A 23,231-nucleotide genomic window follows, 5' to 3' on the forward strand; every position below is an offset into this window, starting at 1 on the left:
TTAGCGGTCCCGGTCCGGGTTGGCAGGCGAGTATGCGGGCGCGGACCAGCGCAGGGGGAGCGCGGCGGGGGTGTCGAGGGCGTGCGTCACGGTGAAGCGGACCGTGCGCTCGCCGCCGGCGCCGAACTCGGTGCGGGCCTCCCCGGTGAGCTGGAGGGTGCGGCCCGTGGCCCAGTCGAGGAACAGCAGTCCGGCGCGCGGGTCGGCCGCGAGGTTGCCGAGGCTGAGGAACATGGAGTTGCCCGGGTAGTCGCGCCAGGCCAGTTCGCCCGGCGAGAGGACCCGTACGAAGCCGGGGTTGCCGCCGCGGTGACTGGCGTCGGCGCCGCCCTCGCGCACGCTGGCCAGGAAGAAGGTGTCGGCGGCGGCGACGAACCCGGCCTGCTCGGCCGTGAGTTCGCCGCCGTGCCGGGGCGGACCGGGAGGGCGGTCGGACACCGTCTCGTACGTCTCCCGCTTCTGGAGGTACTTGGGGCAGTTGGCGAACACCTGGTCGGCCTCGACGGCGAAACCGTGCGGGGTGGGCCGCAGCCGGCCGTTGAGGCGCATACGGCGGCGGCTGCGCGGGTCGAGGGCGATGGTGCCGACGGGGGCGTGCGGGGTGGCGAGGGCCGTCGCGAGAGGGTCGGTCGGGGGTGGCCCTCCCGCGACGGAGATCCGCCGGGGCCCGGTGGCCCGGACGAAGCCGGGGGTACCCGTGATCACCGAGGCCCACACCGCGCCGCTCGCGGGGTCGGCGGCACCCAGGACCAGTTGCGGCTGGAGTCGCAGGAAGGCGGCGGCGACGGACCGGACGCCCTCGCCGACGGACCGGCCGACGTGGTCGGCGAGATCGCGCACCCCGAGCCGGTCCTGGAGGGTGCGCGAACCGGCGTGATAGAGGTCCACGGCCTGCCCCGGCCTAGAAGAAGCCGCAGGTCGGAGCGGACGCGCCGCCGGGGGCCGGGGCTCCCTCCACCCCGTCGGTCACCGAGATCTCCAGGCGGGTGCCGTCGGGGTCGTGGAAGAAGACGCCGCCCGAGGCGGCGCCCTCGTGGTGGGCGACGACGCCGTCGTGGGCGAAGTCGGCGCCGTACGCCCGCAGCGCCGCCTCGTACTCGCGGACCCGCTCGACCGAGTCGACCTCGAAGGCGAGGTGGTGCAGCCCGGCGCGGGCTCCGTCGTACGGCCCGTCCGCCTGCTGCCAGAGGGTGAGCACGAGCCGGTCGCCGTCACCGAGGAAGGCGAACCGGCGGCCCTCCTCCTTGCCCTCGCCGACGACGGCGAAGCCCAGGACCTCCCGGTAGAAGGCGAGAGAGCGGTCGAGGTCGGTGACGTTCAGGCCGACGTGGCCGGTGCGCAGCGTCATGACGGGTGTCCCTTCGGTGGAAACAGCTCAACGGTTCTAACCTGTGTTCATGAGGTTAGGGGTTAGAGAGGGGCGCGTCAACCGGTCACGTACCCTTTACTGGTTAGTACGGAAGGAGTCCCCCGATGCCCACCTCCACCCCCGACCCGCGCCCCCTCACCGGCGAGCCCCTCGCGCTCGACCTGCTCAACACGCGCTGGATGCGGGAGGGCGCACTCCAGGACCTGCTGACCGACACGGACGGCCTGGCGGTGTGGCTCGCCGCGAACGGGCTGGACGAGCGGTTCGCCGCGGACGCGGCCACCCTGCGGCACGTCCTGCGGGCGCGCGAAGCGTTGAAGGCGGCCGTGGACGGAGCGGCCTCGGACGCGGGCGTGGACGCAGGGGGCGTGGACGCGGGCGTGGACGCGGAGGGCGTGGACGCGACGGCAATGGACCGGGCGGCAGCGGACCCGGCGGTAGCGGACCGCGCGGCAGCGGACCCGGCGTCCACGGGCGAGGTGGACGCTGTGCTGGAGCACGGGCGTATCCGCCCCACCCTCGGCCCCGAAGGGCCCGGCGAGCGCGCCGAGTTCGCGGACGACGCGTGGGGTCCCGCCTGGCTGGCCGCCCGCAACTACCTGGAGCTGCTCAGCACCGCGCCCGACCGGATCCGCGGCTGCGCGCACGAGGCGTGCGTCCTGCACTTCTTCGACACCTCGCGCAACGGCACCCGCCGCTGGTGTTCGATGGCGGCCTGCGGCAACCGGGCGAAGGCGTCCCGCCACTACGCCCGCACGAAGGACGCCTGACCGGCGTCACGCGCGAGAAAGACGGCGGCGCCCGGACCGGCGTCGCGGGGATGACGGCGGCGCCCGACCGGCGGGGCGCGGGAGCACGGCGACACCGGCGGAGCGCGGGAGGACCGCGGCGCCCGACCGACGGAGCGCGGGAGGACGGCGGCGCCGGCGGGGGCACAGGAGGACCGCGGCGCCCGACCGGTGTCACACAGATGGCCGAAAGCCCTTGCACAGGTGGTTCGTAGAGGGTTTTCCCCACACATCCATATCGATTCGGTCAACAGTCCCCAAACAACTGCCCCTTGGATAAAGCTGTGCGATCGACCGGGATCACATTCCGGACGATCGCGATCAGGCAGGAACGGCCCGGTCGCGTCACGCTCGTTCCTTTACCTACAAGGGATGCCGATGACCCACACCCCCCAGCGCGAATCGATACCCGGCGCGAGACGCGTGGCCCAGATAGCCGTGGCCGCCGGCCTGGTGGCCGCGCTGTCCGCGGCCGGGCCGATACCTCTGGCCTTCTCCGCCGACCAGAGCCCGGCCGCCGCCGACCCGGGCGTGAAGTCCGCCGCCGACAAGCTCGGCTCGGACGACGCCGGCGTCCTCGCCGAGGCCAAGGCCGCGGGCGACAAGAACGTGACGCTGATGGTCGCCACGGCACCCGGCCAGACCGAGCAGGTCGCCGACGAGCTGGACGCGGTCAAGGGCGGTTCCGTGGGCCTGTCCTACGACAAGCTCGGCTACGTCCGCGCCACCGTCCCCACCGGCCGGGCGGACTCGGCCATCGCCGCCGCGACCAAGCTGTCCTCGGTGCGCGCCATCGACCTGCGCCAGGAGATCGTCCTCGACGACCCGACGCCGACCGCGGACTCCGCCAGGAGCGCCGGCACCACCACGAGCGCGAAGACCTACCCCGCGCCGGGCAGGAAGACGCCCGCCGAGAACCCGTACAACCCGTCCTTCGAGACGGGCGCCGTCGACTTCGTGGACGACCACCCGAAGGCGGACGGCCGCGGCATCACCATCGGTGTGCTGGACTCCGGCGTGGACCTCGCCCACCCCGCGCTGCAGAAGACCACCACGGGTGAGCGCAAGATCGTCGACTGGGTCACCGCCACCGACCCGATCCTGGACAGCGACGCGAGCTGGCGCCCCATGGTGAACGCGGTCTCCGGGCCCACCTTCACCTACGGCGGCCGCACCTGGACGGCGCCCGCGGGCGCCCACTCCGTCAACCTGTTCCGCGAGTCGGCCACCGCGGGCGGCGACGCCAAGGGCGACGTCAACCGCGACGGCGACACCACCGACTCCTGGGGCGTGCTGTACGACGCCGCGGCGGGCACGGTCACCGTCGATGTCAACGCCAACGGCGACTTCACCGACGACACCGCGATGAAGCCGTACAAGGACGGCTACCAGATCGGGTACTTCGGCACCGACGACCCGGCGACCGACGTCGCCGAGCGGCAGCCGTTCGTCGTCGAGGTCCGCAAGGACGTCCCGATGGACCCGTTCGGCGGCGACTGGGTCGGCAAGAAGGCCGACTTCGCCAACATCGGTCTCATCGCCAGCGAGCACGGCACGCACGTCGCCGGCATCACCGCCGCGAACGGCCTGTTCGGCGGCAGGATGAACGGCGCGGCCCCCGGCGCGAAGATCGTCTCCTCGCGCGCCTGCGTCTTCGGCCCCGGCTGCACCAACGTGGCACTCACCGAGGGCATGATCGACCTGGTCGTGAACCGCGGCGTCGACATCGTCAACATGTCGATCGGCGGGCTCCCGGCGCTGAACGACGGCAACAACGCGCGCGCCGAGCTGTACACGCGCCTGATCGACACCTACGGCGTCCAGCTGGTGATCTCCGCGGGCAACGAGGGCCCCGGCGCCAACACCATCGGCGACCCCGGCCTGGCCGACAAGGTCGTCTCGGTCGGCGCGGCCATCTCCAAGGAGACCTGGGCCGCCAACTACGGCTCGCAGGTGACGAAGAAGTACGCGCTGCTGCCCTTCTCCTCGCGCGGCCCGCGTGAGGACGGCGGCTTCACGCCGACCCTGGTCGCCCCGGGTGCCTCCATCAACACCACGCAGACCTGGCTGCCGGGCGCCCCGGTCGCCGACGCGGGGTACACCCTGCCGGCCGGCTACTCGATGCTCCAGGGCACGTCGATGGCGTCCCCGCAGGCCGCGGGCGCCTCGGCGCTGCTGCTGAGCGCCGCCAAGCAGAAGCACATCGAGCTGACGCCCGCCGACCTGCGCACGGCGCTCACCTCGACCGCCGACCACATCAAGGGCCTCCAGGCCTACGAGGAGGGCGCGGGCGCCATCAACATCGTGGACGCCTGGGACGCCATCAAGGACGGCGCCACCGCCCACGAGTACACGGTCAAGGCCCCGGTCGACACCGCGCTCGACGCCGCGCTGAAGACGCCGGGCTTCGGCACCGGCGTCTACGACCGCGAGGGCGGTCTGAAGGCCGGTCAGAAGAAGACGTACGACGTCACCATCACCCGTACGACCGGCGCCGACAAGGCGGTCCGGCACGAGCTGCACCTCGGGAACAACGCGGCCGGCACCTTCCGGATCGTCGGCTCGGACGAGGTGAGGCTGCCGCTGAACCAGCCGGTGACCGTCAAGATCCAGGCGGCTCCGAGGTCCGCGGGCATCAAGAGCGCGATCCTCGAGGTCGACGACCCGAAGACCGAGGGCACCGACAAGCTCGTCCTGAACACGGTCGTCGTCTCGACGCCGGTGGCGCACACGTTCTCCGCCAAGAGCACCGTGCAGCGCAACAGCTCGCAGCACTACTTCCTGACCGTGCCCGAGGGCGCGTCGTCGCTGGAGGTCGCGCTGGGCGGGCTGAAGGACAAGAGCCAGACCCGGTTCATCTCGATCCACCCGTACGGTGTCGCCGTCGAGGACAGCGCCACCATCTACTGCTACAACAACTACCTCGACGGCAACGGCTGCCGGCCCGACGCGCGGTCGTACGCCGACCCGCAGCCGGGCGTCTGGGAGATCGAGGTCGAGTCGCGCCGCACGTCGCCGCTGCTCGACAACCCGTACAAGCTGGACGTCACCGTCTACGGCGCGGCCTTCGACCCGGAGACCGTGACCGTGCCCGAGGCGAAGGTCGGCACCCCGGCCGCCGTCTCCTGGAAGGTGACGAACAACTTCGCCGCCGTCGACGGCAAGCTGGTGGGCGGCCCGCTCGGCTCGTCCAAGAAGGCCCGTCCGACCATCGCGGACCACGAGAACCAGACGACCACGGTCGAGGTGCCCGCGGGCGCCAAGTCGCTGGACGTCTCCATCGGCGGTGTCTCCGACGCCTCCGCCGACCTCGACCTGACCGTGTACGACGCGGCCGGCAACCAGGTCGCGCAGCAGGCCGACGGCGACTCCAACGAGGCGGTGTCCATCCCGTCGCCCGCCGCCGGGACGTACACCGTCGAGGTCGCGGGTTACTCGGTGCCGGCCGGCACGACCGCGTACGACTACCTCGACGTGTTCTTCTCGTCCTCGCTCGGCACGGTCGGCGTCGACGAGTCGACGCCGGTGAAGCTCGCCACGGGCGCCTCGGCGACGGTCTCCGCGACGGTCACCGCCGCGGCTCCCGCGCCGGAGGGCCGGTCCTTCTTCGGCCAGGTCCAGCTGGTGAACGCGCGCGGCACCGTCGCGGGCCTCGGCAGCGTCTCCATCCTGAAGGTCACGCCGTAGCACCACGGTGAGCGGTAAGGGGGGCGGGCGTCCGGTCGGGCGCCCGCCCCTCGCTCATTCGCAGGCCGTGGCGCCCGCCCCGGGCAGCGCGTTGTCCAGCGCCGAGCGCTCGGCGGCGATGTCGTCCTCGCCGACGGCCCAGACGTCGGGGGCCTCCGACCCCCGCGCGAAGCCGACCAGGACGTGGTCGCCCTCCGCGAGCAGCGGGTCCAGGTCCCGCTCCCTCACGAACTCCACCTCGTCCCCCACCTTGCCCCCCGCCCCGTCCCCCGCCCCGTCCTGCGTCGACGCCTGCGGCTTGTACGAGCGGGTCACGCGCAGGGTGACGCGCTCGCGGGACGTACCGCTCACCGGAGCGACCTCCGTGACGTCTCCCTCGACCACCAGCCGGGCGCAGGCCAGGTAGCCGGGGTCGCCGAGAGGGCTGTCCGGGGCGCCGGACGCGGCGGACCTCTCGTCGTCGGCCGCCTTGTCTGCGCCGCTGGACGAGCCGATGTCGTAGGCGTCCCCGTCCACCTGGCCGAGCAGCCATCCGCCCCCGACGACCAGCGCGCCGGCGGCGGCCACCCCGACCGTCTTGAGGGCCAGGGGGAACAGACGGCGCCGGGACGGCCGCAGGGCGACGGGCGCGGGCCACCGCGCGGACTCCGCCTCCGGCGGCCGGGTCAGGGCGTCGGCGAGGACACCCAACTGCTCACGCAGGACGGCCACGTCGGCCGCCGCGGCTCGGTAGCCGGCCACCGAGCCGGGGTCGGCCGAGGCGTCCCCGGCCGGCGGCACGCCCAGGATGGCCGCCATCAGGGGGTCCGTGACGTCCGGGCCGTCGCGGTCATCGTGACCGTCCCGGCGGGGCTCGTGTTCGGCGGGCATGTCACACCACCTCGTCCTCGTGCAGGCGGGCGCGCAGGGCGCGGACCGCCGTGTGCAGGCGGCTCTTGACCGTGCCCTCGGGGACGCCCAGCTCCTCGGCTATCGAGCGCACCGGGAGGTCGGCGTAGAAACGCAGGACGACCACCTGTCGCTGGGCGTCGGGCAGGTCGTCCAGGCCCTGGGCGACGGCGAGGGAGAGCACGCTGGTGTCCTCGCCCGAGGGGTGCTCGTGCTGGCGCAGGGAGGCCAGTCGCTCTCCGAGGCGCTCCTGGCGGCGCTTGGCCCGGTGCCAGTCCATGGCGAGGTTGGAGGCGACGACGGCCGCCCACGCCGAGACGTCCCGCGGCGCCTCGTCCCCCTTGGCGGCACGCTCCAGCAACCGCAGGCGGACCTGCTGCACCCCGTCCGGCAGGTCCGCCTGCGGTACCCCGCCGAGCGCGAGCACCGCCCGCACCCGGCGTTCCTGCGCCGCGTCCAGGGGATCACCGTGCGCGGTGCCCTCCCCCGGTCCGCGGCGGGCCGTTCTGCGCAGCACGGACACCCCTCCCCTCCCCGCGTCACCTCTACGACGCCGCCGCGCGCGGAAAGGTTCGGCGCGGCGCCCGGGAAATCGTCCGGAGGCGTACGTCACACCGCCGCGCGCGACCGCACAGCTTGCGGCAGGGAGCCCCCACGGGGCGAATTCCTCCAGCTCAGCGGGGGTGCGGACGGGAGTTCCGGAACCGTTCGGGGGTGCGGGGTGTCCCAGTCCTCGGGCATGGCGGCCAAAGAATTGGACAGGCACGCCCATGTCGGCCGCATCATGGAAAAGTCTCGGCCAGGCAATACGCACGCGGGCGACAGGCACGCGGAAGCACGGACAGAGGGAGTCGTCGTGAGGGTCGGAATCGTCGGAGCCACCGGTCAGGTCGGCACGGTCATGCGCAGGATCCTCAAGGAGCGGAACTTCCCCGTCAGCGAGCTGCGCCTGTTCGCCTCGGCTCGTTCCGCGGGGACGGAGCTGGACGGCGTGACGGTCGAGGACGCGGCGACCGCCGACTACTCCGGGCTCGACATCGTGCTGTTCTCCGCCGGTGGCGCGACCTCGAAGGCGCTGGCCGAGAAGGTCGCCTCGCAGGGCGCCGTCGTGATCGACAACTCCTCGGCCTGGCGCCGGGACCCCGACGTGCCGCTGGTCGTCTCCGAGGTGAACCCGCACGCGATCGCGGACCGCCCCAAGGGCATCATCGCCAACCCGAACTGCACCACGATGGCCGCGATGCCGGTTCTCAAGCCGCTGCACGCGGAGGCGGGCCTGGAGGCCCTCGTGGTCGCCACCTACCAGGCGGTGTCGGGCTCCGGTCTCGCGGGCGTGGCGGAGCTGCACGGGCAGGTGCACAAGGTCGTCGCCGACGCCGACCGGCTGACCCACGACGGCGAGGCCGTCGACTTCCCGCAGCCGCAGGTGTACAAGCGGCCCATCGCCTTCAACGTCATCCCGCTGGCCGGCTCGGTCGTGGACGACGGTCTGAACGAGACGGACGAGGAGCAGAAGCTCCGCAACGAGTCCCGCAAGATCCTGGAGATCCCCGAGCTGAAGGTCTCCGGCACCTGTGTGCGTGTCCCGGTGTTCTCCGGCCACTCCCTCCAGATCAACGCCCGTTTCGCCCGCCCGATCAGCGCCGAGCGCGCCACCGAGCTGCTCGCGGACGCCGAGGGCGTCGTCCTCACCGACATCCCGACCCCGCTCCAGGCGGCCGGCAAGGACCCGTCGTACGTGGGCCGCGTCCGCCGGGACGAGACCGTGGACAACGGTCTCGCCCTGTTCGTGTCCAACGACAACCTGCGCAAGGGTGCCGCCCTGAACGCGGTGCAGATCGCGGAGCTGGTGGCGAAGGAGCTGAAGGCCCGGTAGGCCGGCCGTCGCCCGCCCGCCGGGCGGCGCCCGGCGGAGGCGAGGACGAGGGCGAGGGCGGGGCGCTAGTGGTCACGGGTGGTCTCCGCGACCACCTCGTAGAGGTAGCAGCCGTACTCGACGGCCCGGACGTGGACGAACGCCACGGCCGGGTCGTCGAACGCTTCCCGGAAGGCCCGCGCGAACGCCTCAGGCGAGGGGTCCCCGACGAGCCGGCCGCCCAGGATGCGGCCGTCCGCCGAGTAGCGGCGGACCGTGCGGTGCGCGCCGGGGAAGGGCAGGGTGCCGTCGTCCGGGTCCGGGCCCGCGCACGGGTCGGCGTGGACGAAGACGGGGCCCTGTTCGTCGTACGCCCCGGGGTCGGTGCCCGTCGCGGCGGCCCGGCGGCGCAGGGGCGCGTACGAGACGAGGGCGATCCGCTCTCCCGGCGTGGCGCGGCGCAGGCAGCAGCGCAGCGGGGCGCCGCCCTCGCCGTCGGTGAAGGCCGTCGTGGGGCGCCCGGCGTCGTCGGTGACGCGGAGTTCCGCCAGGGCGGCGGGGGCGATGGGGCGCGCCGTGTGGATCGTGGTCGCGGTGGTGGTCGTCATGCGTTCCAGGCTGACGCGTCGCCGGCCGCCCCACCGGCGGGTTTCGGACATCGCGCACATCTCACCTTCCCGGTCTGGCGCGGACGTGATCCGGCGTACGGTCGTCACGTTCTCAACCAACAGGAGGTGAGCGTGGCCTCGACCGACGCGGAGTCCCGCCCCTGCGACGAGGTGACCGTGGAGGGTCTCGTCGCCGACGTCGGACGTGGGGCGGCGGAGCTGACGCCCGGCGATCCGGCCGCTCTGTACGCCGGGGTGGTGGAGCTGACGGCCTCCGTGGACCGCCTGCGGCGGGTCGCCCGGACGGCGCGGGACACGGCGGCGGACGACAATCACGGGTACGGCGAACCGGACGCCGGTCCGCCCGAACTCGCCCTGCCGGCAGCCGGTTTCGCCGCGCTCACCGAGACGCACCGCCGTGCGGTCCTGGTCCACTGCTACCGCATGACCGGCTCCTACGACGACGCCGAGGACCTGGTCCGGGAGACGTTCCTGCGGGCCTGGCGGGCCCGGGACACCTTCCGGGCCGGGGCGAGCGTACGGACGTGGCTGTACCGGATCGCCACCAACGCCTGCCTGGATCTGCTGCGCCGCACCGCGCGGCGCCCCCACGACTACGAGCCGCTCCCCGGCGCGGACCACCTCGCCGGTGAGCCGCCCGCGCGGGTCACCTGGCTCCAGCCCTACCCGGACGCCGAGCTGCCGGAGACGGCCGGGGACGCCCCGGGGCCGTACGGCACCGTGGAGCTGCCCCTGCTCGTGGCGTTGCAGCACCTTCCGCCCCGGCAGCGGGCCGCGCTGATCCTGCGGGACGTGCTCGGGCTGAGCGGAGCCGAGACCGCCGAGACGCTCGACCTGACGCCGGTGTCGGTGGAGGGCTCCTTGGAGCGGGCCCGTGCCGCCCTGCGCTCCCTGCTGCCGGAGCGGCGGCCACGGGAGCCGGCCGAGCGCGAAGAGGCTCTGCTCGCCCGGTACATGGCCGCATGCGAGGCCCTCGGCCAGGCCGCGCTGGGCGGGTTGCTCGCCGACGACGTGCTGCTGACGGCGCCGCCGAACCCGTACTGGTGCCGGGGCCGAGACGCCGTGCCGGCCTTCCTGCGGCCGAGCCGGGACCCGGCCTCCGCGGCCTTCCCGGGCCACTGGCGGTACCTGCCCGCCCGCGCCAACGGGCAGCCGGCGGCGGGGGGTTACCTCCGCCGGCCCGGTACGAACGTCTACCGCGCCGAGGCCCTCGACGTGCTGTGGGCCGAGGGTGGCCGGATCGTGGAGATCACGTCCTTCGAGCCGCATCTCTTCCCGGCCTTCGGGCTCCCCCTGCGGCTGTGAACGCTCCCGCGGCGCGGCGAAGGGCGCCCGGCCGGACACCGGACGCCCCTCACCACCGTACGAGCCCCGCGGGCGGCCGCCGCTACCGCGCGTCCGCCGCCTGGGCCCTCAGGGCGCGCTCCACGCCCGAGCGGGCCTCGGAGACGAGGCGGCGCAGGGCCGCGTTCGGCTCGGCCGAGGTCAGCCAGGCGTCGGTCCTGCGCAGGGTCTCCTCGGAGACCTGGACGGCCGGGTAGAGGCCGACCGCGATCTGCTGGGCGATCTCGTGCGAACGGGAGTCCCAGACGTCCTTGACGACGTCGAAGTACCGGTCCGTGTACGGCGCCAGCAGCTCGCGCTGGTCGGTCTGCACGAAGCCGCCGATGACGGCCTCCTGGACGGCGTTGGGCAGCTTGTCGGACTCGACGACCGACGCCCACGCCTCCGCCTTGGCCTCCGCCGTCGGACGGGCGGCGCGGGCGGTCGCCGCGTGGCGCTCGCCGGCGGCGGTCCTGTCGCGCTCGTACTCGCCGGCGATCTCCGTCTCGTCGAACCGGCCGACCGCCGCGAGGCGCTCCACGAACGCCCAGCGCAGCTCGGTGTCGACGGCGAGGCCCTCGATGGTCTGCGTGCCCTCCAGCAGCGCCTCCAGGAGGTCCAGCTGCTCCGGCGTGCGGGCCGTGACCGCGAACGCCCTGGCCCACGCCAGCTGGTGGTCGCTGCCCGCCTCGGCGGTCCGCAGGTGCGCCAGGGTGGCGTCCGTCCAGCGGGTCAGCAGCGCCTCGCGGGCGGCGGGGTCGGCGTACAGGTCGATCGCGAGCTTGACCTGGCGGTGCAGGGACTGCACGACACCGATGTCGGACTCCTTGCCGATGCCGGACAGCACCAGGGACAGGTAGTCGCGGGTGGGCAGTTCGGCGTCGCGGGTCATGTCCCAGGCGGACGCCCAGCACAGGGCGCGCGGCAGGGACTCCTCGAAGTCGCCGAGGTGCTCGGTGACGAAGGCGAGGGACCGCTCGTCGAGACGGACCTTGGCGTACGACAGGTCGTCGTCGTTGAGCAGGACGACGTCCGGCCGCCGCTTGCCGACCAGCTGCGGTACGGCCGTCAGTCCGCCGTCCACGTCCAGCTCGACGCGCTCGCCGCGCACCAGCCTGCCGCTCGCCCCGTCCAGGTCGTACAGGCCGACGGCGATGCGGTGCGGGCGCAGCGTCGGCTCGCCCTTGGCGCCGGCGGGCAGGGCGGGCGCCTCCTGGCGGATCGCGAAGGAGGTGACGACGCCGTCGGCGTCGGTCTCGATCTCGGGGCGCAGGATGTTGATGCCGGCGGTCCGGAGCCACTTCTCCGACCAGACGCCCAGGTCGCGGCCGGAGGTCTCCTCCAGCGCGCCCAGCAGGTCGGACAGGCGGGTGTTGCCGAACGCGTGCCGCTTGAAGTAGGCCTGCACGCCCGCGAAGAACGCGTCCGTGCCGACGTACGCGACGAGCTGCTTGAGGACGCTGGCGCCCTTGGCGTAGGTGATGCCGTCGAAGTTGACCAGGACGTCGTCGAGGTCGCGGATCTCGGCCATGATCGGGTGGGTCGACGGCAGCTGGTCCTGCCGGTACGCCCAGGTCTTCATGGAGTTGGCGAACGTCGTCCAGGAGTGCGGCCACCGGCTGTCCGGCGCGTACGCCTGGCAGGCGATGGAGGTGTAGGTGGCGAACGACTCGTTCAGCCACAGGTCGTTCCACCACTCCATGGTGACGAGGTCGCCGAACCACATGTGGGCCAGTTCGTGCAGGATCGTCTCGGCCCGCACCTCGTACGCCGCGTCGGTCACCTTGGACCGGAAGACGTACTGGTCGCGGATGGTGACCGCGCCCGCGTTCTCCATCGCGCCCGCGTTGAACTCCGGCACGAACAGCTGGTCGTACTTCTTGAACGGGTACGCGTAGTCGAACTTCTCCTGGAACCAGTCGAAGCCCTGCCGGGTGACCTCGAAGATGGCGTCCGAGTCCAGGTACTCGGCGAGCGAGGGCCGGCAGTAGATGCCGAGCGGCACGCTCTGCCCGTCCTTCTCGTACACGCTGTGCACGGAGTGGTACGGGCCGACGATCAGCGCGGTGATGTACGTGGAGATGCGCGGGGTCGGCTCGAACACCCAGACGTCGTCCTTGGGCTCCGGCGTCGGCGAGTTGGAGATGACGGTCCAGCCGCTCGGCGCCTTGACCGTGAACTGGAAGGTCGCCTTGAGGTCCGGCTGCTCGAACGAGGCGAAGACGCGGCGCGCGTCCGGCACCTCGAACTGCGTGTACAGGTACGCCTGCTCGTCGACCGGGTCGACGAACCGGTGCAGTCCCTCACCGGTGTTGGTGTAGGCGCAGTCGGCGACGACGCGCAGGATGTTACGGCCCTCCAGGAGGCCGGGCAGGGCGATCCTGGAGTCGGCGAACACCTCGTCCGGGTCGAGCGGGTCCCCGTTGAGCGTCACCTCGTGGACGGTCGGCGCCACCAGGTCGATGAAGGACTCGGCGCCTCCCCCGCTCCCGGCGTCGCTCGAGCGGGAGGTGCCCCCGCCCGCCACGTCGAAGCGCACCGTGGTCACGGACCGGTAGGTCCCGCCCTCCTGCGCACCGGACAGGTCGAGATCGATCTCGTACGAGTCAACGGTGAGCAGCTTCGCCCGCTGCTGCGCCTCTTCGCGAGTCAGGTTTGTGCCAGGCACGCGGTCATCTCCTCGTGATGTGTCGGTTGCGTCATCCTTCCACGGCGGTGCCGCGTCGGGCGACGACCTTCCGAGGCGCCTCCCGTCGGCCTTCCACGGTCGGGGCGGCCCCGGTACGGCGCGAGCCGAGCTGTCCGGCCACCGTCGCGCCGAACGCCAGCGCCATACCGGCCAGTTGCACGGCCGTCAGCGCCTCGCCGAGGGCGGCCCAGCCGACCACGGCGGCGGTCAGCGGGGAGAGCGGCGCGAGGAAGGTGACCTGGGTGGCGCTGAGCCGGCCGATCCCGCGGAACCACAGCCAGTAGGCGACGGCCGTGCCCGCCAGCGCCAGGTAGAGGTAGCCGCCGACGGCCGCGCCGTCCAGGGCGGGCGGGGCGCCCTCGACGAGGAGGGCGAGGGGGGCGATGAGCAGGCCTCCGATGGTCAGCTGCCAGCCGGCGAGCGCCAGCGGGCCCACCCCGTCGGGGCTGCCCCACTTCTTGGCCAGGACGAGACCGGCCGACATCGACGCCGTGGAGGCGAGTGCCGCCAGGAGCCCGACCGCGTCCAGCCCCCCGGCCGCCTTCAGTACGACGAGGCTGACGCCGAACACGGCCACGACCCCGGTGAGCAGGGTGCGGAGGGCGGGCCGGTGCCTGAGCAGCAGCGCCGAGAACCCGATGACGAACAGCGGCCCGGCGGAGCCGACGACGGCCGCCATGCCGCCCGGCATCCGGTACGCGGCGAGGAACAGCAGCGGGAAGAAGGCGCCGATGTTGAGGGCGCCGAGCACGGTCGCCCTCCCCCACCAGGCGCCGCGGGGCAGCACCCGCACGAGGGCGAGCAGCAGCAGGCCGGCGGGCAGGGCGCGCATGAGGGCGGTGAACAGCGGGCGGTCGGCCGGCAGGAACTCGGTGGTGACGGCGTAGGTGGTGCCCCAGGAGACGGGGGCGAGGGCGGTGAGCAGGACGGTCGCGGCCCGGTTCATGACCGGCACCCCTCTCGGGAGGCGGTTGGCTTGACGGTGGTCGCCTTGGTGGTGATCGGCTCGGGGATCGGCCCGGCGGTGATCGGTTCTGGCGGTGATCGACTCGGCGAAGGCTCGGCGGTGATTAGCTTTGCGGATACTAGCTTAGCTCTAAGCAACTTGCCGTCAAGCTACTTTCTTGCGGGCGACCGGAAGGCGGGCGGATACTCCCCGCATGAGTGCACAGCGCAAGGACCCGGTCGACGCGATCGTCGAGCAGTGGGCGGCCGAACGGCCCGACCTCGACACCACCGCCATGGAGGTCTTCGGCCGCGTCTCCCGGCTCGCCCGCGCGATGGGCGACCGCATGGAGAAGGCCTACGCGGGCCTCGGGATCTCACGCGGCGAGTTCGACGTGCTGGCCACCCTGCGCCGCTCCGGCGAGCCGTACGCCCTCTCGCCCCGGCAGCTGTCCGCGACGCTGATGCTCACCACCGGCGGCATGACCGGCCGCCTCGACAAACTGGAACGGGCCGGGCTCCTGCGCCGCTCCCCCGACCCGCACGACCGCCGGGGGCTGCGGGTGACCCTCACCGAGCAGGGCCTGACCGTGGTCGAGGAGGCGGTCGGCGCGGGCCTCGCCGTCCAGACGGAGGCCCTGGCATCGGCCCTGGACGCCGAACGGGCCGGCCAGCTGGCGGGCCTGCTGCGCGAGCTGCTCCTGGCGACGGAACAGTAGGGGGGCCGGACTCCCGGCGCGGCGGGCGCACACGCGCGAGGGCGCCGTCTCCGGCGCCGTACGGCGGTGTGCGCGTACGGACGTCGGGGACGGCGCCCTCGGAAGGCGTGCCGGCGAAGGGGTCAGTGGGCCTTGGTGGCCTCGCCCTTCACGGTGATGTTGGAACTGGTGACGTCGCCGCGGTCCTTCGAGCGGTCCAGCACCCACACCAGGCCGGTGATGGCGGCGAACAGCGCGAGAGGCGCCAGGACGTAGAGGCCCAGCGTCTCGACGACGCTGAGGCCCGGACCGGGGTCGTCGCCGTCGTCGCGGGTCAGCGCGAGGGCGGGGGACGACATGAGCAGCATCATCAGCGTCGTACCGGCGGCCAGGGCGCCGGCGCGCAGGGCGTTCTTCTTGTCCACGGTGCCAAGTTAGCGAACGGTCCTCGGGTGCGCGCGTCCGGGGTGCCGTACGAGGCGCGGACGCCCCCGCGCCCCCTGCCCGGTCTCACGCGCCGTCGCCCTCCCGCACCACCTCCATCAGCGCGTGCAGCCGCGGGGACGCCGCCAGCTCCTCCAGCGTCACCGGCCGGCCCTGGGCGTCCGCGATCGGCAGGCGCCAGTTCGGATACTGGTCCCAGGTGCCGGGGAGGTTCTGCGGACGGCGGTCGCCGACGGCGTCCGGGAGCCAGACGCCGATCATGCGGGCGGGAGTGCTCAGCAGGAACCGGTGGACGGCCTGGATCTCGGCCTCCTCCGAGGAGGTGTCACCGCCGCCGCCGGTGCCCCGCAGAAGATCGAGCCGGGAGAGGACGTCGAGCCACTCGCCGGTGTCGGCGGCGGCCTCCGCGCGTTCCTCCTCCAGCGGTCGGGTCAACAGGCCGAGGCGGTCGCGGAGTTCCACGTGTTCACCGGTGAGACGGGCGGCGGTGGACGGCAGGTCGTGGGTGGTGGCGGTGGCGAGGCAGTCGGCGCGCCAGTGGTCGGGGGGCAGCGGGCGGCCGTCGCCCGCCCAGTCGCGTTCGAACCACAGGACGGAGGTGCCGAGCACCCCGCGTTCGCGCAGGGACTCGCGCACACCCGGCTCCACGGTGCCGAGATCCTCGCCGATCACCACCGCGCCGGCCCGGGACGCCTCCAGGACCAGGACGGCGAGCATGGCCTCGGCGTCGTAGCGGACGTAGGCGCCCTCGGTGGGTGGCTCGCCCTGGGGGACCCACCACAGCCGGAACAGGCCCATCACGTGGTCGATGCGCAGGGCACCGGCGTAGCGGAAGAGGGCGCGCAGGAGGCGGCGGTAGGGGGCGTAACCGGACTCGGCGAGCCGGTCGGGGCGCCAGGGGGGCAGGCCCCAGTCCTGGCCGCGGGCGTTGAAGGCGTCCGGCGGCGCGCCGACGGACATGCCGGACGCGAGGTGGTCCTGCTGGGCCCAGGCGTCGGCGCCGCCGGGGTGCACGCCGACCGCGAGGTCGTGGACGATCCCGAGGGGCATGCCGGCCTCGCGCGCGACGCGCTGGGCGGTGGTGAGCTGGGTGTCGGTGAGCCAGGCGAGGCGGGAGTGGAAGTCGACGCGGTCCATCAGCTCCAGGCGGGCGCGGGCGGTGTCGGCGGAGCGCGGGTCGCGCAGCCCCTCCGGCCACCGGTGCCAGTCGGAGCCGTGCACCTCGGCCAGCGCGCACCAGGTGGCGTGGTCCTCCAGGGACTGCCCCTCGCGGGCGAGGAAGTCGCAGTAGTCGGCGCGCCGCCCCGGTCCGAGCGGCACGGCGGCGATCAGCTCCAGCGCCTCCCGCTTCAGTTCCCAGACGGCGTCCCGGTCGATCAGCGCACCCTTGTCGAGGACGGTCCCGCGCAGCCCCGCGGCCCGCTCCCGCAGCTCCCGCGCCCGCTCGGTGTCGGTGACGTACGCCCACTCGGGGACGTCCTCGATCCGCAGGTGCACCGGGTCGGGGAAGCGGCGGGAGGAGGGCCGGTAGGGGGAGGGATCGGTGGGGGCGCCGGGCACGGCCGCGTGCAACGGGTTGACCTGCACGAACCCGGCACCCAGCGTCCGCGCGGCCCAGCCGGTCAGCTCGGCGAGGTCCCCGAGGTCGCCCATGCCCCAGGAGCGGCCGGACAGCAGGGAGTAGAGCTGGACGAGGAGGCCGTACGAGCGCTTGGCGGGCGTGGGCAGCCGGGGCGGGGCCACCACCAGGTGGGCGCGGGCGGTACGGCCGTCGGGCGCGGTCGCGGTCAGCGCGTGGACGCCCGGCGGGAGCTGGTCGAGGGAGGCGCGGGTCTCGCCCTGCTCGGTCTCGACGAGCAGGCGGGTGCCGGCGGGGAGGGCGGCGAGGGCGTCCGGCTCGGCGCCGCCGCTCCAGTGCACCACCGTCGGCGGCAGCAGCCGCGCGGCCAGTTCGCGTTCCCGGTCGGCCAGCGCGGCACGGGTCGCCCCCGGGGTGCCCGCGTCCACGCCGAGGGCGGCCAGGACGCGGGTGACGGCGGCGGCCGAGGCGGTGACCGTGCGGTCGGGGGAGGGCCGGTAGGAGACGTCGACGCCGTGCAGCCCGGCGAGCCGGACGAGGTCCTCTCCGAGGGGTGCGGTCATCTACGGCCTCGTGAAGTCGGAGTCCGCGGCGGCGAGCGGCGGTTCGCTGGTCAGGGGCTCGGCGTCGGGCAGCGGGGGTTCGCTGGTCAGCGGCGCCTCGGCACGGGCGCCCTCCGCGCTGCACACGTACAGGTGGGGTTCCTCGGTGTAGGCGGACGGCGCCGCCGGACGTTTGGAAGGGTCCGGGAGCAACTGCTGTGCCGGTGCGACCACGGTGGCCTCCTTGTCGGGGACGGCGCCTTCGCAGGGGATGCGCGGCGGCGTCGTAGGGCGCGCGGGCGGCGCCTGACGGTGTCTGGCGGTTACCGCAAAAGCCCTACCCAGCGGGCGCGACCGCAGACGTCCCCGCACCGGACAACACGCATCTCGTCACATTCCTCACCCTGACATTCTGCCCAAGCAGTGATGAATAGGGCAGACCGCGCGCCGGTCGCTTCCCGGAGTGAACCGTCGGCGCCGGGCCGGCCGACAGAGTGGGTGTGAGACTGTTCCGCCCCATGAGGGGCCACGGGGAAGGCGACACGGACGCGGCGCTGCTGCGGTCCGTCGCCGACGGGGACGCCCGCGCCCTGGCCGCGCTGTACGACCGGCACGCCGGCTGGCTGCACGCACGGCTCACCCGACGCTGCGCCGATCCCGAGGTGGTGCGGGAGGTGGTGCAGGCCGCGGTCGCCGGGACGGTCGCCCTCGCCGGGTGGGCGGCGGTGCGGGCGGACTCGGCCCCCGATCCGGTGCGAGGCGGCCGCCCGGAGCACTCACGCGGCTGAGCCGCGCCGCGGGGCCCCGTGGCGCGGCCACGGGGCACACGAAAGCCCGGACGGTCAGGCGGAGATGCCGTCGATCCGGGCCAGGGCGTCGTCCGCGCCGTACGGTTGCAGGTACGGCAGCCAGCGCGGGTCCCGATGGCCGGTGCCGATGATGCGCCAGGCCAGACCGGTGGGCGGGGCGGGTTTGTGCCGCAGCCGCCAGCCGATCTCGACGAGGTGACGGTCGGCCTTGACGTGGTTGCAACGACGGCAGGACGCCACGACGTTGTCCCACACGTGCTTGCCGCCGCGGCTGCGCGGGATGACGTGGTCGACGCTGGTGGCGACGCCACCGCAGTACATGCACCGGCCCCCGTCACGAGCGAAGAGCGCCCGGCGGGTGAGCGGTACGGGTCCTCGGTAGGGCACCCGGACGAATCGCTTGAGCCGGACCACGCTGGGTGCGGGGACGGTGACGGTCGCGCTGTGCAGGAAGGCGCCGGACTCCTCCAGGGAGACTGCCTTGTTCTCCAGGACGAGGACGAGCGCGCGGCGGAGCGGTACGACGCCGAGCGGCTCGTACGACGCGTTCAGGACCAGGACATGCGGCACGGATGCCTCCTTGGGCGTCGGCGGCGCGTGGCTCGCGCCGGGACGATCTGAGGTCAGTCTCCCCTCTTGCCTGGTGGGCGCGCCACCATGTCCCGGTAACGGGCTGGGAGTGTTTTCGACCACATCTGCATACCTCCCCAGTACCCCTGCCTGTTCAAGCGCGGGTGAGCACGGCCTCTCCTTCACCCATCGCGCCGAGGCACCCACGATGCCCCGTTAGTGTGGTTGCTCTGCCCTGTCGGTGACCTTTTCGTGACCTGGACCACCTTGACGTCCACGCCGACGGGAGCAGTGCCGCACCTGGAGGTACCTGCCGTGTCCTTGTCCGCCGTCCTGACGGCCGCCGGTTCGTCGCCGACGCCGACCCCCTCGGAGTCGCCGACCGCCGTGACCGTCCCGACCCTCCAGGACGCCCAGGAGAGCGCGACGAACGCCGCCAGCTGGGTCGAGGAGAACTGGTCGACGTGGCTCGCGATCGGCCTGCGCGTCCTGCTGATCCTGGTGATCGCGGCGATCCTGCGCGTGGTGGTACGCCGGTCCATCACCAAGCTCATCGACCGGATGAACCGCACGGTCCAGGCCGTCGACGGCACGGCGCTGGGCGGTCTGCTGGTCAACGTCGAGCGGCGCCGCCAGCGCTCCCAGGCGATCGGCTCGGTGTTGCGCTCGGTGGCGAGCTTCCTCATCCTCGGCACCGCCGCACTGATGATCCTCGGCACCTTCGAGATCAACCTGGCCCCGCTGCTGGCGTCCGCGGGTGTCGCGGGTGTCGCCATCGGTTTCGGCGCCCGCAACCTGGTCACGGACTTCCTGTCCGGCGTGTTCATGATCCTTGAGGACCAGTACGGCGTCGGCGACCAGATCGACGCGGGCGTCGCCTCCGGCGAGGTCATCGAGGTCGGCCTGCGCGTGACCAAGCTGCGCGGCGACAACGGCGAGATCTGGTACGTCCGCAACGGCGAGGTCAAGCGGATCGGCAACCTGTCGCAGGGCTGGGCGACGGCCGGGGTGGACGTCACGGTCAAGGTGTCCGAGGACCTGGACCGCGTCAAGGCCATCCTCGTCGACGTCGCCGAGAAGATGAACAAGGAGGAGCCCTGGAACGAGCTTCTCTGGAGCCCGATCGAGGTGCTCGGCCTGGACAGCGTCCTGATCGACTCGATGGTGGTCCGCGTCTCCGCGAAGACGATGCCCGGCAAGTCCCTGACCGTCGAGCGTGAGCTGCGCTGGCGGATCAAGCGCGCCTTCGACGCGGCGCACATCCGCATCGTCGGCGGTGCCACGGTCCCGCCGGAGCAGGACCCGGACAACGACCCGACGGCCGCCGTCGCCGCCCCGTCGGTGTACTCCAACGCGGCCTCCCCGCAGGTGGCGGCGGCGTCCCCGCTGACCCCCGTGACCCCGCCGGGGGCGGCGAAGTAGGGAGCCGGGCCCGGGGTCTTCCGTTCGGATCACCCCGGGGACGGCGAAGCAGCGGAGCCGGGCCCCGCCGGGGACGGGAAGTAGCGGAGCCGGGCCCCGGGTCCAATTCGGATCAGGTCGGATCAGGCCGGATCAGGTAGCGGGGTCCGGCGCCGTGCGCCGCCAGGCGGAGGAGGGGGTCCGGGCGGAGCCACGCACACCCCCCTCCGTGCTCCCGCGCCTCCCTTGACGCCTCCGGGCCGCCGGGCTTACCTTCCCTCCACCGGATAGGAAACTTTCCTAACAATGATCGGCGGCGAGGGGTGACGCCCCCTTGATGGACTTCCCCGCGTGATCGCTGAGAAGCTGGGCGGCTGAGAAGGGCAGGTGCACACCCATGGCAGGAACCGCCGGTACGCCGGGCACCCCGCGCGTCCTGCGCGCCATGAACGACCGCGCCGCCCTGGACCTGCTGCTAACGCACGGACCCCTGTCCCGCACCCGGATCGGCAAGCTCACCGGCCTGTCCAAGCCGACCGCCTCCCAGCTCCTGTCCCGGCTGGAGGCGGCGGGACTGGTCCTGGCCACCGGCACCACCGAGGGACGGCCCGGACCCAACGCCCAGCTGTACGAGGTGAACCCGGCCGCCGGTCACGCCGCGGGCCTCGACGTCACCCCCGAACGCGTCCTCGCCGCCGTCGCCGACATCACGGGCCGCACGATCGGCGCGTACGAGGTGCCCACACCCGGCCGGAAGGGCGCGGGAACCGTCGTACGGCAGGTCACCGAGGCACTGGACGGTGCCGTCAAGGCCGCCGGGCTCGCCCGGGACGACGTGCGGCGGCTGGTCGTCGCCACGCCGGGCGCCTTCGACCCCACCACCGGCCGGCTGCGCTACGCCTCCCACCTGCCCGGCTGGCACTCCCCCGCACTGCTCGACGACCTCGCGGCGGTCCTGCCGATGCCGGTCGAGTACGAGAACGACGTCAACCTCGTGGCCGTGGCCGAGCAACGGCTCGGCGCGGCCCGCGGCCACGAGGACTTCGTGCTGCTGTGGAACGAGGGGGGCCTCGGCGCCGCCCTCGTCCTCGGCGGCCGGCTGCACCGCGGCTGGACCGGCGGCGCGGGCGAGGTCGGCTTCCTGCCCGTGCCGGGCGCCCCCCTGGTCCGGCAGGTCACCAAGGCCAACAGCGGCGGCTACCAGGAACTGGCCGGTTCGCAGGCCCTGCCGAGACTGGCCCGCGAACTGGGCGTCACCGGCATCCCCTCGGGACCGTACGCCGAGACCGCCGCCGCCCTCGTCGCGCGGGCCGCCGCCGAGGAGGACGGCCCGCTGCGCGAGCTGCTCGCCACCTACGCCACCCGGCTCGCGACCGGTCTCGCCTCCCTCGTCTCCGTCCTCGACCCCGAACTCGTCGTCCTCAGCGGGGCCTCCCTGACCGCCGGCGGCGAGGTGCTGCGCGCCCTCGTCCAGGCCGAACTGGCGGAGCTGGCCGCGTCCCGGCCGAAGCTCGTCGTCGGGGGCGTCACCGAACAGCCCGTGCTGCGCGGCGCGCTGGAGAGCGCGCTCGCGGCCACCCGCGACGAGGTCTTCGACACCTCGCGCTGACCCACCCCCGCACCCACGCCGTCACCCCTCATCGCCACGCCCGTCCCTGGGAGGCCCCGTCATGCCCGCACGCATTCCCGAAGTGGCCCGGAAAGCGGCTTTCGCCCTGACCGCGTCCCTGGCCCTGCTCAGCACCGCCTGTACCGGCCAGGCCTCCTCCGGCGCCGACGACGACGCCTCGAAGGAGACCACCCTCACCTTCTGGCACGCCTGGAGCGCGCCCGGCGAGGTGAAGGCGGTGCGGGACCTGGTCGCCGGGTTCGAGAAGACGCACCCCGCCATCCACGTGAACGTCGTCGGCAACATGACCGACGACAAGATCAACCAGGCGCTGCGGGCGGGCGGTTCGAAGGCTCCCGACGTGATCTCGTCGTTCACCACCAACAACGTCGGCAAGTTCTGCTCGTCGGGCGCCCTGGTCGACCTCAACCCCTTCTTCGAGAAGGCGCGCATCGACCCGGAGACCACGTTCCCCAAGGCCATGAACCAGTACACCCAGTTCGAGGGCGACCGCTGCGCCGTCCCCCTGCTCGGTGACGCGTACGGCCTCTACTACAACAAGACCGCCTTCGAGAAGGCCGGCATCAGCGGGCCGCCGAAGACCTGGTCCGAGTTCGGGACCGTCGCGAAGAAGCTGACGATCCCCGAGGGCGACGGCTACCGGCAGCTCGGGTTCATGCCGAACTACCACGGCTGGGAGAGCACCACCGAGCACTACCTCGGCCAGTTCTCGCCCACCTACTTCGACCGGGACGGCAGGTCCACCGTGGCCACCGACCCGGCCGTGGAAGCCGGATTCGTCCTCCAGAAGAAGCTCGTCGACTCCCTCGGCGGCTACCGGAAGCTGGAGAGGTACCGGGCCGGCCTCGGCGACGAGTGGGGACCCAAGCACCCCTTCCACACCGGGCAGGTCGCCATGCAGCTCGACGGCGAATGGCGCCTCGGCATGGCCCTGGAGGCCAAGCCCGGGTTCGAGATCGGCGTCGCCCCGCTGCCCGTCCCCGACGACCAGGCGGACCAGTACGGCAAGGGCTACATCACCGGCACCATCGCCGGCATCGCCGCCACCAGCGAGAAGCAGAACGCGGCCTGGGAACTGGTGAAGTACATGACGACCGACACGGACGCCGTCGTGACCTTCTCCAACGCCATCCACAACGTGCCCTCGACGCTCGCCGCCCTCAAGTCGCCGAAGCTGACGTACGACCCGCGCTTCAAGACCTTCCTCGACATCGCCGGCAACCCCCACTCGACGACCTCCCCCGCCTCGGTCAACGGCGGGGTGTACCTCTCGACGCTCCAGCAGCTCGGCTTCGACTACGAGAGCGGCAAGCTGAAGGACCTGAAGGCGGGCCTCGAGAAGACGGCCGCGCAGATCGACACGGACATCGCGCAGGCGAAGTGAC

The 23,231-nt window shown here is 73.1% G+C and carries 19 protein-coding genes and 1 pseudogene; 9 read left to right on the plus strand and 11 right to left on the minus strand.

What is annotated here, in order from left to right; all coding sequences use genetic code 11:
- Positions 1 to 888 (minus strand): pyridoxamine 5'-phosphate oxidase family protein, encoded by an 888-nt coding sequence (locus ACFYO5_RS04410; protein ID WP_388704030.1) that lies wholly within the window; start codon positions 886 to 888, stop codon positions 1 to 3.
- Between the two features lie 13 nt (positions 889 to 901).
- Positions 902 to 1,348, minus strand: a complete 447-nt coding sequence (locus ACFYO5_RS04415) for a VOC family protein (RefSeq protein ID WP_388704033.1) — start codon at positions 1,346 to 1,348, stop codon at positions 902 to 904.
- Between the two features lie 125 nt (positions 1,349 to 1,473).
- Here ACFYO5_RS04415 and ACFYO5_RS04420 point away from each other — a divergent pair, with 125 nt between their 5' ends.
- Together ACFYO5_RS04420 and ACFYO5_RS04425 are read left to right on the plus strand one after the other, a co-directional pair.
- Positions 1,474 to 2,139 carry a CGNR zinc finger domain-containing protein gene (locus ACFYO5_RS04420; RefSeq protein WP_388704036.1) on the plus strand — a complete coding sequence of 222 codons (666 nt, stop codon included), beginning with the start codon at positions 1,474 to 1,476 and terminating at the stop codon, positions 2,137 to 2,139.
- A gap of 396 nt (positions 2,140 to 2,535) precedes the next feature.
- Positions 2,536 to 5,844: a S8 family serine peptidase gene (locus ACFYO5_RS04425; RefSeq protein ID WP_388704037.1), complete on the plus strand. Its 3,309-nt coding sequence runs from the start codon at positions 2,536 to 2,538 to the stop codon at positions 5,842 to 5,844.
- 54 nt (positions 5,845 to 5,898) lie between these two features.
- Here ACFYO5_RS04425 and ACFYO5_RS04430 read toward each other — a convergent pair whose 3' ends face one another.
- Complete coding sequence (locus ACFYO5_RS04430; RefSeq protein ID WP_388704040.1) at positions 5,899 to 6,714, minus strand: hypothetical protein; 816 nt, start codon at positions 6,712 to 6,714, stop codon at positions 5,899 to 5,901.
- A 1-nt stretch (position 6,715) separates the two neighbouring features.
- The gene (locus ACFYO5_RS04435; protein ID WP_388704043.1) at positions 6,716 to 7,249 is read right to left on the minus strand and encodes a sigma-70 family RNA polymerase sigma factor; all 534 of its coding nucleotides are present in this window, start codon (positions 7,247 to 7,249) and stop codon (positions 6,716 to 6,718) included.
- A 339-nt stretch (positions 7,250 to 7,588) separates the two neighbouring features.
- On the opposite strand from ACFYO5_RS04435, the gene ACFYO5_RS04440 reads away from it, so the two are divergent.
- Positions 7,589 to 8,608 (plus strand): aspartate-semialdehyde dehydrogenase, encoded by a 1,020-nt coding sequence (locus ACFYO5_RS04440; protein ID WP_356559794.1) that lies wholly within the window; start codon positions 7,589 to 7,591, stop codon positions 8,606 to 8,608.
- Between the two features lie 65 nt (positions 8,609 to 8,673).
- On the opposite strand, the gene ACFYO5_RS04445 is transcribed toward ACFYO5_RS04440, so the two are convergent.
- Positions 8,674 to 9,195 (minus strand): DUF1203 domain-containing protein, encoded by a 522-nt coding sequence (locus ACFYO5_RS04445; RefSeq protein WP_388704046.1) that lies wholly within the window; start codon positions 9,193 to 9,195, stop codon positions 8,674 to 8,676.
- 132 nt (positions 9,196 to 9,327) lie between these two features.
- Here ACFYO5_RS04445 and ACFYO5_RS04450 point away from each other — a divergent pair, with 132 nt between their 5' ends.
- Positions 9,328 to 10,521 (plus strand): RNA polymerase subunit sigma-70, encoded by a 1,194-nt coding sequence (locus ACFYO5_RS04450; protein ID WP_388704049.1) that lies wholly within the window; start codon positions 9,328 to 9,330, stop codon positions 10,519 to 10,521.
- 82 nt (positions 10,522 to 10,603) lie between these two features.
- Here ACFYO5_RS04450 and pepN read toward each other — a convergent pair whose 3' ends face one another.
- Both pepN and ACFYO5_RS04460 read right to left on the minus strand, forming a co-directional pair.
- Positions 10,604 to 13,207, minus strand: coding sequence for an aminopeptidase N (gene pepN, locus ACFYO5_RS04455; RefSeq protein ID WP_388704051.1), 2,604 nt, complete (start codon positions 13,205 to 13,207; stop codon positions 10,604 to 10,606).
- 31 nt (positions 13,208 to 13,238) lie between these two features.
- Entirely contained in the window at positions 13,239 to 14,174 is a 936-nt protein-coding gene (locus ACFYO5_RS04460) for an EamA family transporter (protein ID WP_388704054.1), read from the minus strand.
- Positions 14,175 to 14,388: 214 nt separating this feature from the next.
- Between ACFYO5_RS04460 and ACFYO5_RS04465 the strand changes: the two genes are divergently transcribed.
- Entirely contained in the window at positions 14,389 to 14,892 is a 504-nt protein-coding gene (locus ACFYO5_RS04465) for a MarR family winged helix-turn-helix transcriptional regulator (protein ID WP_388704056.1), read from the plus strand.
- Positions 14,893 to 15,014: 122 nt separating this feature from the next.
- Here the strand turns inward: ACFYO5_RS04465 and ACFYO5_RS04470 are convergent, their stop codons facing one another.
- The 3 genes from ACFYO5_RS04470 to ACFYO5_RS04480 all read right to left on the minus strand — a co-directional run bounded on the left by ACFYO5_RS04470 (position 15,015) and on the right by ACFYO5_RS04480 (position 17,670).
- On the minus strand, positions 15,015 to 15,296 hold the full coding sequence (locus ACFYO5_RS04470; RefSeq protein WP_388704058.1) for a hypothetical protein: 282 nt from the start codon (positions 15,294 to 15,296) through the stop codon (positions 15,015 to 15,017).
- An 85-nt stretch (positions 15,297 to 15,381) separates the two neighbouring features.
- Positions 15,382 to 17,457 (minus strand): 4-alpha-glucanotransferase, encoded by a 2,076-nt coding sequence (gene malQ, locus ACFYO5_RS04475; protein WP_388704060.1) that lies wholly within the window; start codon positions 17,455 to 17,457, stop codon positions 15,382 to 15,384.
- A complete protein-coding gene (locus tag ACFYO5_RS04480; protein WP_388704062.1) occupies positions 17,458 to 17,670 on the minus strand; it encodes a hypothetical protein in 213 nt (70 codons plus the stop codon). It abuts the gene before it with no gap.
- Between the two features lie 284 nt (positions 17,671 to 17,954).
- On the opposite strand from ACFYO5_RS04480, the pseudogene ACFYO5_RS04485 reads away from it, so the two are divergent.
- Positions 17,955 to 18,119, plus strand: a pseudogene (locus tag ACFYO5_RS04485) (RNA polymerase sigma factor); the annotation flags it as partial.
- 159 nt (positions 18,120 to 18,278) lie between these two features.
- On the opposite strand, the gene ACFYO5_RS04490 reads toward ACFYO5_RS04485, so the two are convergent.
- Positions 18,279 to 18,815, minus strand: a complete 537-nt coding sequence (locus ACFYO5_RS04490) for an HNH endonuclease (RefSeq protein ID WP_067244152.1) — start codon at positions 18,813 to 18,815, stop codon at positions 18,279 to 18,281.
- A 315-nt stretch (positions 18,816 to 19,130) separates the two neighbouring features.
- On the opposite strand from ACFYO5_RS04490, the gene ACFYO5_RS04495 reads away from it, so the two are divergent.
- The 3 genes from ACFYO5_RS04495 to ACFYO5_RS04505 all read left to right on the plus strand — a co-directional run bounded on the left by ACFYO5_RS04495 (position 19,131) and on the right by ACFYO5_RS04505 (position 23,230).
- Positions 19,131 to 20,237 (plus strand): mechanosensitive ion channel family protein, encoded by a 1,107-nt coding sequence (locus ACFYO5_RS04495; protein WP_356559803.1) that lies wholly within the window; start codon positions 19,131 to 19,133, stop codon positions 20,235 to 20,237.
- 376 nt (positions 20,238 to 20,613) lie between these two features.
- Complete coding sequence (locus ACFYO5_RS04500) at positions 20,614 to 21,825, plus strand: ROK family protein (RefSeq protein ID WP_388704065.1); 1,212 nt, start codon at positions 20,614 to 20,616, stop codon at positions 21,823 to 21,825.
- A 61-nt stretch (positions 21,826 to 21,886) separates the two neighbouring features.
- Positions 21,887 to 23,230, plus strand: coding sequence for an ABC transporter substrate-binding protein (locus ACFYO5_RS04505; RefSeq protein WP_388704068.1), 1,344 nt, complete (start codon positions 21,887 to 21,889; stop codon positions 23,228 to 23,230).
- Position 23,231 lies beyond the last annotated feature (1 nt).

The sequence above is a fragment of the Streptomyces sp. NPDC006259 genome, assembly GCF_042870975.1.
In the GTDB taxonomy this organism is placed as follows: domain Bacteria; phylum Actinomycetota; class Actinomycetes; order Streptomycetales; family Streptomycetaceae; genus Streptomyces.